The organism is Mycobacterium sp. UM_Kg27, from assembly GCF_000972905.1.
Lineage (GTDB): Bacteria > Actinomycetota > Actinomycetes > Mycobacteriales > Mycobacteriaceae > Mycobacterium.
Genome location: NZ_JRMM01000130.1, coordinates 1 through 12,231, shown reverse-complemented (window position 1 = coordinate 12,231; position 12,231 = coordinate 1). Strand labels below are relative to the sequence as shown.

The window sequence follows — 12,231 nt, the reverse complement described above, 5'->3', positions numbered from 1 at the left end:
TCGAAGCTCAGCGGGATACCTGCTTGCACGTCCCATAACTCGAATCCTCCCAAGATCGGGAGTCTCCGGACTTACCGGGACGGCTCAATCCGCTGGGCAGCCGGGTGTCCTGATGGCCGCCGTTCGCTGACCTGGGTTGTGACTGGGGCGAAAAACAGCGACGACATCTACATCGGGACGCGTTCGATGATGAAGGATATGAAGCTGAGCCTTCACCCGAGAAGGTGGCGCATGGCATTGACGACCCAAGCCGCCGCCCGCCATCTGCCAGAGGGCTCCGACCGAGTTTTGGCCCGTTGGGATGTTCCTGCCGACCGGTGGCCGGGCTGGAGACTTGCGGCGGCAATCCTAACTCCCGCCATCACTTTCACGGCCCCGTTCAATGAGCGTCGCCCAAGTGATGGCGGCCCGATTCTATGGTTTCCGGCCCCGACACCGCCGGAGCATCTCCGGTTCTACGTACTCCTCGGGGAACCTGATGCTGGATTGGCGATCAACAACGTCATCGGGGACGTAGGCCGAATGACACTCAGCTCGGGCCTGCGTGTGTGGATAGTCGCCGATGCCTTCACCGTGACTGCGGAACACCAACGGCATATCGAAGATATCCGGCGGGCGATGGCACTGCACCCTGACGCGGCTTGCGGATGGGCCTGGGGCGAGGTGGAAGGGATACCGAACCTTCTCGATCTAGCTGCGCTGAGACCTGCGACTGCAGGCGCGCCCGGACCTGGTGGCAACTACCTGGCGCGTGTTCGGCTAGACCCGACTGGCGAACCGGCAATCCCAGCAACGGTCGATGACCTAGATGACACCCGCGCCTGAGGTGGCCCGGTAGCTGCAGACCGTTGCGGGGTCCTCAGTGCCTGGCAGGGGCAAGTTAGCCCTTTTCGGCCAGCAGTCGGTACATCGTGGGGCGGCTGACACCGAGGGTTTTGGCGATCTCGGGCACCGGCTCGCCTGCGGCACGCATCCGCTCGGCCAGCGCGATCTGGTCGGGGGACAGCGCCCGAGGCCGTCCGATGGGTAAGTTGCGGGCCTTGCGCGCAGCCTTAGCCGCATCTCGACGCTCTCGACCCAGCTCCAGCTCCAGCTCGGCGAGGCTGGCCATGATGCCCAGGACAGCCCTGCCTGTGGGAGTGGAGCTGTCCACCCCTTCGCGCAGCGACCGGATGACCACCTCACTGTCCAGAAGGTCCTTGATGGTCAACATGACCTCGGCGGCGCTGCGGCCCAGCCGGTCGATCCCGACGACCACGATTGTGTCACCGGGCCGGGCGTAGTTCAGCAGTCCGGCCAGGCCGGTGCGCTGCTCCTTGGTCGACGTGCCGGTTAGCTTGTCGCTGTAGACGCGGTCTGCATCGACACCGGCGGCGGTGAGCGCGTCAGCCTGGGCATCCAGGGACTGGTGCCCGGTGGACACCCGGGCGTAGCCCAACAGCTGGCCGGTGGTCTGGGCGGTTACGACGGTCATGCCCATTATCGTATCTCGAAAGTCCGTCAGTCACTGTTCTGATACGAGACAACTTTCGAGAATTTTCACCTGTGAATACGCGGTGGGAGGGATCGGTCCGTGGGGGCGTCTCGGAACTAAAGAATCGAGACGGTTCGACTAGGGCGAGTTCATGTCGGATCAGGAATCTCCCAAGGGCGCTGGAAGGTCGTGTTGGGCCCACCGCTGATGTCATTTTCTCAGCGGTGGTGTCATGTCATGTAGATGCATGTGTGGGGGACGAATGTTGGTTGCACTGATGGCGTGAGCGGCGGCTCGCTGAAGCCCGGCGTGATGTCCGCCTGTCCCAGCTGGTTGTGGAGTTATCGGTGTGTGGTTGTTGATCGTCGGTTGTGTTGGGGCCACCAGCTGGCTTCGCCGAGGAGTGTGGCGATGGCGGGGACGGTGAGGGTGCGAACGAGGAATGTGTCGAGCAGGAGCCCGCAGCCGATGACGAGGCCGACTTGGATCATGATCGCGATGGACCCGAACATCAGTCCGAACATGCTGGCGGCGAAGATGATTCCGGCCGAGGTGATGACCGAACCGGTGCGGGCGACGGTGCGCAGTACCCCGACGCGAATGTTGTGTCTGGATTCCTCCCGCAACCGTGAGACGAGCAGCATGTTGTAGTCGGCGCCGACGGCTACCAGGATGATGAACGCCAGCAACGGCACGGGCCACGCGATTTCGTAGCCGAGTCCCCATTGGAAGACCAGGACGCCGATGCCCAATGAGGCGAGGTAGTTCAGCACGACCGTCCCCAGCAGGTACAGCGGGGCGAGCAGGGCGCGCAAAAGCAGGACGAGGATGAGTCCGACGATGACCAGGGTGCTGATGGCCATTTGAGTGAAGTCAGCCGACAGCAGCCGCTGGATGTCGGAGTTGACGGCGGGAAACCCGGCAACGGCGATAGTGGCGTTGGCCAGGGTGGTGTTCGGGCGGGCGGCGTCGGCGGTTTCGACGATCTGGTGGGCGAGTGTGATCGCTTGCGCGCTGTAGGGGTCGTAGTTGGATTCGACGACAAAGCGGGCGGTTTTGCCATCGGGTGAGATGAACTGTTTGGCGACGTCGGTGAATTGACGATTGTCGAAGGCGCTGCTGGGCAGGTAGAAACCGCTCGCCGCGTCGGAGTCGGCGCTGGCGCGGGCCGAGTTCTGCAGTTGGGCGGCGACCTGGCCCATCCGAGCCAGCATTTCGATGTTGCTGTCGGCTAGGGCGTGCACACCGGCGGCCAGCGCCTGCGCCCCGGCGGCGAGTTGGCTGATGCCGCCTTGAAGCCGTCCGATGGTGCCGGCCGGATCATCCGCAGGAGCCCCTGGGGCTCCGAAGGCCCTGTCGAGCGCTGCGGCGGCGGTTTGGATGTCGGAGAGGGTGCCGGCAATGGTGGCGTCGGTGTCGGGGTTGTAGCGGTCGCCGAGGGTGGCGACTTCGGTGAAGAATCCGTTATCGCGCAAGCTCACCAGGATCTGGACCTGGTCACGGATTTGCGCGCATTGCGGCGTGGTGGCACACCATCCCGAACTGTTGAGGCCATCGACGAGAGGGGCCAGCACGGCGAGGGCGGTTTCGGCTTGACCCGCCCGTGTCCGTAGTCCGGGGCCGGACTGGATGGCTTGGTCGATGGTGGGTGCGGTGGCCGAAAGTTCTTGCAGCAACGGTCGAGATGACCACAGCAGGGTGTCACCGGATTGGGCGCGGGCCAGTACGCCCGACAGCGGGGTCAAGATGGCGTGCAGGGCGGCATCGAGCTGGGCCAGGCCACCGGCGAGTTGATCGGCGCCGTCGGTGAGTTGGGCGAGGTCGCCTTTTCGGGCGTCGCCGTCGGACACGGCGTCGGCCATCTTGTCGCCGATCTGCCTGTTCTGCCAGGACAGTTGGGCTTGTTCGAGGCGGGTGCCGGTAGGGCGGGTTATGCCGACGACTTTGGTGACCCCGGGTACTTGGGCGACTCGGGAGGCCATCTCGTCGAGGTCGGCCAGCCCTTTGCTGGTGCGCATATCGTCGGGGTTTTCCACGACGAGAAATTCGGTGATGACGACGTCTTTGGGGAAGTGGCGATCCAGCAGTTGGTAACCCTGGTTGCTGGCAGTGGTGGCGGGCTGGCCTTTGCGGTCGTCGTAGCTGATCTTCATCGTGGTCGCGACCGCCGCGAGGGCCACGAGGATGACTAGGCTCGCGGCCAACAGCGGCACCGGCCGGCGGACCACCGCGACAGCCACACTGTTCCAGTAGCGGCGGGTTCGATCGGATTTCGGCTCGCCGATTCCACGGCGGGCGGCCAGCGCCAGCACCGGCGGCAGCAAGGTGACAGTGGCCAGGAATCCGACCAGCACGGCGACCGCGCAGGCCGGACCGAGCCCAGCGAAAACGCTGAGGCGGGCGAAGACCATGGCAAAAAAGGCCAGCGCAACGGTGGCCGCCGAGGCCAGGATGACGCGCCCGATGCTGGCGGTGGCATGAATGACGGCCTGATCGGCGGGTACGTGTGCGCGGCGCTGTTCGTGGTACCGGCTGATCAAAAACACCGTGTAGTCGGTGCCCGCGCCGAGCAGGATCACCGTCATGAACGCCACGGTGAACTGCGAGACGGGCATGCCGCTTTCGCCGAGGGCAGACAGCACACCACGGCCGACGGCCAGGCTGACCCCGATCACCAGCAGGGGCAGCAAGGCGGTGAACACCGACCGGTAGACGATCAGCAGGATTAGTGCGATCAGCGCGGCGGTGGCGATCGAGATCAGCAGCAGGTCGTGTTCGGCGGCGGCGATCTGGTCGTTGAAGGTTGCCGCCGGGCCCGTCACGTGCACGATCGTCGGTGAACCGGCGAATACGCCGGCGGCGATGTCGCGCACGGCTTGGACGGATTCGGCAGCCTTGGGGTCACCCAGGGTGCCGGCCACACCCACCGGCAGATACCAGGCTTTGCCGTCCGAGCTGGTCGCATGCGCCGCAGTGACCGGGTCGGCGAGCAGATCTTGAACCAGCAAGACATGGTCGCTATCGGCGCGCAGCTGCACCACCAACTGCTCATAGCGGTTGCGCACCGGCGCGGTGAAGCCGTCGGGGTCTTCCATCGCCACGACCAGCATCGTTTTGGAGCCCTGTTCCCCGAAGGCCGCGCTCATCCGGTCCACGGTCTGAAACGACGTCGCGTCGCGGGGAATCAGGTTCACCGACTGCTGCCGGACCACGGTTTCCAGCTGCGGGAACACCAGCGCCAGCAGCATGGCGACGGCGATCCAGCCGCCGATGACCAGTGCTTTATGGCGCACCGTGAACCCGGCCAGTGCCGCTAGCCGGCTGCTGTACTCACTGGATTCGCCCGGATCGGCCACGCCGTTGCGGGGCCGGCGGGGCATGGTTACTGTGCCCGCACCGCCGGGGTTGTCGACACTCACCGTGCCTGCGCCCATACAAGTTGCTGGCACTGGCCACAAGGGCCTGGCCGTCGACGACGACGATCCTTAGTTGGGGGTCGTTGCACCGGAATCGTCGTCCTCGTCGTCGGGGATGTCATGACGGACCACCTTGACCCTGCCGTGCGGCAGGCACGCCATGTAACCGTGGTGTTTGCCGTAGAGCTCCCAGGCGGTGGCGCGCTCATGGGCACTGACTTCGATACGCAGGCCGTTGGAGAAGCTCAGGTGCAGCCGACCGGAATCGTCGTGGCATGCCTTCGTGCACACGGCACCCGCCAGATCCAGTAGCGGACGTTGGTGGGCGGCGACCTCACGCGGATCGATGAGCACTTCCTCGGCCGGAAACTCACCGCTAGCGGGCAGCGCAAGCCACAGCAGGCAACTGATGACCACCTCGTTGGCGTCATCGAAGCTCAACACCAGATCACCCTGCAACGACATCCGCTGCACGGTGCAACCTTCGATCCACGTGGCGTACATCACGCACCTCCGTCGACGCCCAACCGGTCTGCACTGAAATGGTACGACAAGTAGCGCTGCGCTACTAACAATATCGTTATGGGCTTCGGGTCAGGACCCCGGATCGCTCGGCGCCCCGGTGTCCCCGAGCAGCCGAAGAAGATGTTCGAACGCGGCTACATCTCCATAGGCGGCGAAGTGATCGACGGCGACCACGACAAACACCGCTCTTGCGGTGAATCGGGTGAGCCCCTCGGGGTCGGTGCCGGTCGCGCCGATGTCCAGCACGCGGCCTTCCCGGGAGGCGATGCGCGCGGTGATGCGGTGGGATCGATGCAGCACGACCGGCTGGAGATACTCGACGGTCAGGCTGCGTGTCACAGCGGGCGCGCCGGCAATCCACAGCGCGAACCCCAGTACGTCGTCGCAGGCGGCGGCGATCGCCCCGCCGTGCGCCAGACCGGGCGCCCCGATGTGGCGTTCGTCGAAGGTCACGTCCGCGTACACCGTGTCGCCGCTGCGGTAAGCCACCAGCTGCAGACCGTGCGGATTCTGCGGCCCGCAACCCATACACGTTGGGGTATGTGCGGGCAGCAACTCGGGCCGTGCCGCGTCCGTGCGGCCGGACGCGACGTCTTGATGCGGTAAGTGATCAGCCATCAACGACACCTTCGGTACACATAGTTTCGCTGCGCTACTGTTGGTACGGTACGCGCTACGCGCGGGGGCGCGCACAATTGGTCGGGAATCTGGAATGCAGCGAGGTGAGTGGGTGTGAGCAGCGAGCAGGTACCGCCGGCCCCTGATGACGACGATATCGACCCCCGCCGGACCCGGTCGCGCAACCGCTTGCTCGACGCCGCGACCGCGCTGCTCAGCAGCGGTGGCATCGAAGCCGTCACCATCGAGGCAGTCACCAAAGCTTCCAAGGTGGCCCGCACCACCCTCTACCGCCATTTCGGCAGCTCATCGCAGTTGCTCGCGGCCACCTTCGAGCGACTCTTACCTCAAGTGACCCCGCCCGCGCCGGCCAGTGGGACACTGCGCGAACGGCTCATCGAACTGCTCACCCGGCAGGCCGCGCTGTTCGCCGACGCCCCAGCCCACATCACCATGTTGGCCTGGCTCGCCCTGGGCCCGACCACAATCGATCACGCCAGCACCGAACATGCCCCGCAGGCGCTGCGAGCGCGGGTCATCAACCAATACCGGCAGCCCTTCGACGCCATCCTGCAAGACATTGAGGCCGCTGCTGAGTTCGACGGCCTGGACCCGGATCTTGCGCTGTGCCAGCTCATCGGACCACTCGCGTTCGCACGAATGACCGGCCTGCGATCCATCACCGCACACGACTGCGCCCGCATCGTCGACGACTTCCTGGCCGCGCACCAACGAACGCAGACTCAATCCCTACGCCTGAAACCTATCGACTAGAAGTGATTCCGTTCGACCGAAAATAGGCAAGCAAGGATCTGCCCACATCGAACGGCAACGCCATCAACCAGATTGCAAGGTGATCTGAAACACCGAACTCAACACCAGGCCAGACGTCCACGGGCAGCATGGAAAACAGACTCAGTGTGGAAATGACAGGGATCTGAGGCAGAAACCAGCTGACACTAACGGAGAGCCTCGGCATATCACCAGGTCATTCGCCCGGCACACGACACGCAGCACGAGACCCTACAGGTCGCCGAATAACCTTTGTGCGCCGGTGATGTAGCCCAACGCGTCGGTATCGCATGTTGTGGCTCGTTCACGTAGCTTTTTGAGTCGCCAAGACAGTCCGACTCTGCCCAACAGCGGAGATCAGGCTAGCCGGGTTACGACCTGCGCCGAGGTCGTGACCACCTCGCCCAGGGGGTTGAACAATACTGGGCCGACTTCTTCGTCGTAGCCATGTGTATCGGCGAATTCCTGAGTGGCTGACCGGGCCGCCTGCGCGAATACAATGTAGTGGTGCACTGCTCGCTGGGGGAGATGTGCAACAAGAGCCGCAGTCTCTAATTCATGAAGAGATTTCCGGAACAGGCGGTAGTTGACCTCATCCGGGCCGCCCGCCCATCTCGCCTCCTCAACCTCTGCGAGGTGTTTGAGTACACCTCAGCGTATTTCTCGACGCTCCCGGCTGGACAGCAGATACTGAGTGATCAGCGAGCCGATGCCCAGCGCGCCGAGTGAGGTGCTGATGATCGAGAAGTCCACGGGGCTCAAAATAGTCTCGGCGGAATCCGGCCGTCGTCGAGGATGCCCAGTTGGGCAACGCGCAGCCTGCTGAGTTCTGTGGCCTCGTCTTTGGTCCTTGCTGCGTCACGATGATGGCGGCAGAGATTTCGTGTCGACGGTCACGTAATTCCCCAGGGGTAGTCGTCACGTAATTCCCCAGGTTGGGAGCTGCTGGTGGTGAGGGTAGCGGGGTTGGCGGTCGGTGTCAGGTGGTGGTGACTCCGGGGCGCTTGCGGGGCCGGTAGGAGGGGCCGTCCATGAGGACTTGGTGGCTGGTGTTGATCAGCCGGTCGAGCAGTGATTCGGCGACGACGGGGTTGGGGAACAGCGGGTACCAATCCTTGGGGGCGCGGTTGCTGGTCAGGATCAGCGGCTTGGCGGCGATGGCGCGGTCGGAGACCAGGTCGTAGAGGTCGTCGCTTTGGGTGGGGGTGTGCTCGCGCATGGCGAAGTCGTCGACGATGAGGACCAGGGGGCGGGTGTATTCGCGCATGCGTTGGCCGATGGTGCGGTCAGCGTGACCGCCGGCGAGGTCGGCGAGCATTCGGGAGCATTTGACGAAGCGGATGTCGCCGCCGCGTCGAGCTACTTGGTGTCCGAGTGCTTGTGCTACATGGGTTTTGCCGACTCCGACGGGTCCGTAGAGGATCACCGATTCGCCGGCGTCGAGCCAGCGCAGTGCGGCCAGATCGCGCAGCATCGCGGCGGGCAACTTGGGGCTGACGGCGAAGTCGAAGTCCTCGAAGGTGTTGGCTTGTTCGAAGCGGGCGCGCCGTATTCGCCGTGCCAGGGCGGCGGTCTCGCGGCGGGCGATTTCGTCTTCGCAGAGCACCTGCAGGAATTCCAGGTGGCCGAGTTTCCCGTCGCGGGTTTGGGCCAGGCGGGCATCGAGGGTGTCGAGCATGCCGGTCAGTTTGAGAGTCTTGAGTGCGGCACGAAGGCTGGGGTCGTGAATGGTCATGACGGTAGTCCTTTGTTGAATCGAGTTGGCGCAGAGCAGGATTAGCGGCTAGTAAGCGTCAGGCGGTACGTTCGGTGTCAAAGGCGGCGGGGCCGCGCAGCAACGCCGGCACTGCCGGGGTGGTAGGCCGCGGCGATTCCTCGCCGTATTCGGTACCGGCGGCCAGGATCCCCTTGACGGTGCGGTAGCCCGGATCGTCGATCGCCAGTGCGCGAGCACACGCCGCGTCCAGGCGGGCGTCACCGTATTTGTCGCGTAGCCGGATGATCCCCTGGATGGCCCTCAGTCGGTGGATGGCGTTGACCGCCGACAGTTCGGCGACGATCGCGACGGCACCAGGTCCGATCTGCTCGGCTTGGGTGCGACACCACGTCACGTTGCGCAGGGTATGGGCGATCTTGTTCGGCGGGTAGTGCTCGTAGTTGGTCGATCGGCCCGACAGATGCAGCACATGGGTCGCCACAACCGCATCGCTGTGGAAGATCTGCACCACATCACCTGCAGTGCGCACCAGCAGTTTCTGGCCCATCAACCGCCACGGTACTGAGTAGAACGCTTTGCCCGACTTGACATGACAGTCCGGTGCCAGGGTGCCAACCGTGTAGGTCACGGACTCAAATCGACGCTGCGGCAACGGCATCAGTGCATCGCGTTCCACCGCGGTGAACACCGATGCTGGCCTCTGACCGTCCAGGCCGCGGTGCTTGTGGACGCCATAGACGTCGGTGGACCACCGCAGCGCCTCGGCCTGCATCTGCTCCAGGCTGGTGAACTCCCGCCCGGCGAAGAACGAATCCCGAATGTAGGGCATCGGCCGCTCAATGCGAGGCTTGTCTTTAGGCTTTCGTGCCCGCGCGGGGTCGATCAGGGTGCCGTAGAACGCGGCGAGCTCGGCGTAGGCCGGGTTGATCTGTGGGTCATACAGATCCGCCCGCAGCACCCCGGTTTTCAGGTTGTCGCAGACCAACCGCGCTGGAACACCATCAAAGAACTCGAATGCCGCCACGTGCGAGGCGTTCCACGAGTGCTGATCCATCCGCAGCACCGGCTGGACGAACAGGGCCCGTGAGCACGCCAGGATCATCGCGAACGCCCACACCGCCACCCGACGCCCCGCCTCCGGGTCGAACCACATGCCGAGCCTGCCGTAGTCGATCTGGGCTTCACTGCCGGGTTCGACAGCGCCCCGCGGTACAGTGGCCTTGCCTTCGAGGCGTTGTTCAGCGAAAGCTGTTGTGATGTAACGCCGCACCGTCGACTCCGACACATCGACGTGATAGTCGTCGCGTAGCCGTTGGGCGATGGTGGCCACCGTCACTGGCGCCGCAAGCTGATCTTTGATCCACTGATGGTGCACCGCGATCAGCGGCCAGGTCAGTGCCCGTGCGGTCGGGTCGACCAGCTCAGGGAACCACCGCGCGATCCGCGCCCGCCACAGCTCCTCGTCGAACGACCCATCAGGCGCTGGCATCAGCCCCTCGGCCAGCGCCGGGGTCAAATACTTGCGGATCGTCTTGCGGTCGATGCCCAGTGCCTCATGAATCTGCACCTGGGATCGGCCGGCGTTCCAGTGTCGGAACATCTCCACGAAGTCGGTCACGGTCCACGCTCTCCTTGCCACCTCAGGCCCCTTCCAGGCCCCCGGAGCGGGGCACCTGAACGGAGCGAACCTGAGCAGCACCCCAACCCCACCCGACACACCCCGGGGTGGGGAATTACGTGACGGCAGGTGGGGAATTACGTGACGGACAACCCCTCAAACCTGGGGAAATACGTGACCGCTGACATTCGGTTCGGAGTCGGTTATGTGCAGCATCCGGGGTCCAGCCCAGTGCTAGCGCTTGCAGTGCATCTGGGCGGACTTGGTGAAAGACATTCATCCCACGGCGATCCGAGATCACTAGGCCCGGCGATGTGCAACTGCTCAACAACGACACGGTTCTGCACTCACGCGAGGAATACACCGACCACGACGACCCCGCCGCCGGTGGGGGCGAGACGGATGCTGCTGCTACCTAGATAACGCCTGGCGCGTCGCCTCGATCAGTGCGGATCTGTATTTCGGACATAGGTTTTCTACGGCCCTGCTGACTGTGAGCCCCGCTTCACGGGCGGTGTATTGATAGTCGGGGTCGTCCATCAGCCTGTAGTGAATCTTGGTGACGCTCGGGACTGATACGCCATTGACACCAAGATCATTACAGATGAGCGCGTAGACGTCCTCCATGGTGACCGGGCGGATATCTTGAGGGTCCGTGATTGTCGGTGGACGGCCTGTCTTGGGTGTTCCGCCTGCCGAGCCCTTGTGTTGGCAACCAGACATGCAGCGGTTGTATTCGGAGCTTCCCGGGCCGAGCATGAAGCATCCGGCATCACACCCATCCGTGCTGCACGTCGCCGGAGCTGCAGCTGCGAGGGGGCCGATCAGCAACATTGCGATGGTGGCCTTCTGGAGCCTCCGCCGTCCGCCCTCCCGCAACTTCACGACGGGTCCCTTTGGGGCCCCGAGTGGCTCAGCCGACTGGACTTGAGCAACGAAGAGGGGCGATGCGCCATGATCATCCTTCACTGTTCGGGGCACACGTACCGGACCCCGTTTACCTGTACTGAGACCTGTACTCGGAGTAGGCGGCGCTGAACTTGGGGCAGTGACCATTGATCGCATAACCGACTGCCGACTGCATCTGTCGGTAGTTGAGGCCACCGTCAGAGTAGATAGGTCTTTGTTCTGTCAAGAGAACTGAAATGGCGGCCCAGATGCCGTGGGCGGTCGGCTCTTGGCCGACAAAGTTGCAGATCACCTCGTGGTTGGCGTCGCCGAATGCCTGTGCCTTGTCAGCATGGCTGGTCGGTGCGCATGCCAGCCCGAGCCCAATCATTGATCCAAAAACCGCTGCCCCACTCCTGATTTTCTTCACTTCGTTGTCCTAACGTGGGCTGATCTTCTGTTGCCACTGGCGATCGGCACCTGGATTTGCCATTGCCGCCCCGTCCACCGTCGCCGCCAGGCGGTCTCTCGAAACTACGAAGAATCGAGACAGCGGCCCTACCTGCCCGGGCTGTCCAGAACTAAGGGATCGAGACGGCGGTCACGCTCTAGCTGAGGCCCGGACTGACAGGCCGCCCCGAGACTCCCCAGTCGCCATGGAGACCGGAGATGGACCCGCTCGTGCCGCCCATGGCACCCATGCCGGCCCTGCCACCGGCCCCGCCATCGCCACCATTGCCGCCGTCACCGAAAAGGGAGGCGGCGTTGCCGCCTAGACCGCCGTCACCGCCGCGAGCGTAGTTAAGGAGGGCGCCGGGGCCGCTGTAGTCGCCACCGTAGCCACCTTTGCCGCCGTTGCCGCCGTTGCCGCCGTTGCCCGAGAAGAACCCACCACTACCGCCGGAACCGCCAACACCGCCAGCGCCCCCAGGGAAATCGCCCCCGGGGAAATACAGTGTCGCGGCGTCACCGCCCGCGCCGCCATCACCACCGTTGCCACCGTTGCCGGAGAAGAGCCCGCCACTACCACCGAAACCGCCATCGCCACCAGCGCGGCCCTGGGGACCCAGCTCAGTGCCGTCACCACCGGCACCGCCATCGCCACCATTGCCGCCGTTACCGAAAAGGGAGGCGGCGTTGCCGCCTAGACCGCCGTCACCGCCGCGAGCGTAGTTAAGGAGGG

The 12,231-nt window shown here is 64.3% G+C and carries 7 protein-coding genes and 2 pseudogenes; 1 reads left to right on the top strand and 8 read right to left on the bottom strand.

The window, feature by feature from the left end; translation table 11 throughout:
• Positions 1 to 880: 880 nt before the first annotated feature.
• From LI94_RS17375 to LI94_RS17360, 4 genes are all read right to left on the bottom strand, one after another.
• Positions 881 to 1,474, bottom strand: coding sequence for a recombinase family protein (locus tag LI94_RS17375; RefSeq protein WP_046301964.1), 594 nt, complete (start codon positions 1,472 to 1,474; stop codon positions 881 to 883).
• 341 nt (positions 1,475 to 1,815) lie between these two features.
• Entirely contained in the window at positions 1,816 to 4,854 is a 3,039-nt protein-coding gene (locus LI94_RS17370) for an MMPL family transporter (protein WP_230987647.1), read from the bottom strand.
• Between the two features lie 105 nt (positions 4,855 to 4,959).
• The gene (locus tag LI94_RS17365) at positions 4,960 to 5,394 is read right to left on the bottom strand and encodes a DUF6188 family protein (protein WP_046301962.1); all 435 of its coding nucleotides are present in this window, start codon (positions 5,392 to 5,394) and stop codon (positions 4,960 to 4,962) included.
• A 90-nt stretch (positions 5,395 to 5,484) separates the two neighbouring features.
• Complete coding sequence (locus LI94_RS17360; RefSeq protein WP_082105800.1) at positions 5,485 to 5,943, bottom strand: PaaI family thioesterase; 459 nt, start codon at positions 5,941 to 5,943, stop codon at positions 5,485 to 5,487.
• Positions 5,944 to 6,147: 204 nt separating this feature from the next.
• On the opposite strand from LI94_RS17360, the gene LI94_RS17355 reads away from it, so the two are divergent.
• Complete coding sequence (locus tag LI94_RS17355; protein ID WP_046301966.1) at positions 6,148 to 6,807, top strand: TetR/AcrR family transcriptional regulator; 660 nt, start codon at positions 6,148 to 6,150, stop codon at positions 6,805 to 6,807.
• 997 nt (positions 6,808 to 7,804) lie between these two features.
• Here the strand turns inward: LI94_RS17355 and istB are convergent.
• The 4 genes and pseudogenes from istB to LI94_RS25100 all read right to left on the bottom strand — a co-directional run.
• On the bottom strand, positions 7,805 to 8,560 hold the full coding sequence (gene istB, locus LI94_RS17350; protein ID WP_046301961.1) for an IS21-like element helper ATPase IstB: 756 nt from the start codon (positions 8,558 to 8,560) through the stop codon (positions 7,805 to 7,807).
• A 58-nt stretch (positions 8,561 to 8,618) separates the two neighbouring features.
• Positions 8,619 to 10,160, bottom strand: a complete 1,542-nt coding sequence (gene istA, locus LI94_RS17345; RefSeq protein WP_046301960.1) for an IS21 family transposase — start codon at positions 10,158 to 10,160, stop codon at positions 8,619 to 8,621.
• Positions 10,161 to 10,363: 203 nt separating this feature from the next.
• Positions 10,364 to 10,467 (bottom strand): annotated as a pseudogene (locus tag LI94_RS23260) (transcriptional regulator); the annotation flags it as partial.
• 1,189 nt (positions 10,468 to 11,656) lie between these two features.
• Positions 11,657 to 12,231: pseudogene (locus tag LI94_RS25100) on the bottom strand (hypothetical protein); the annotation flags it as partial.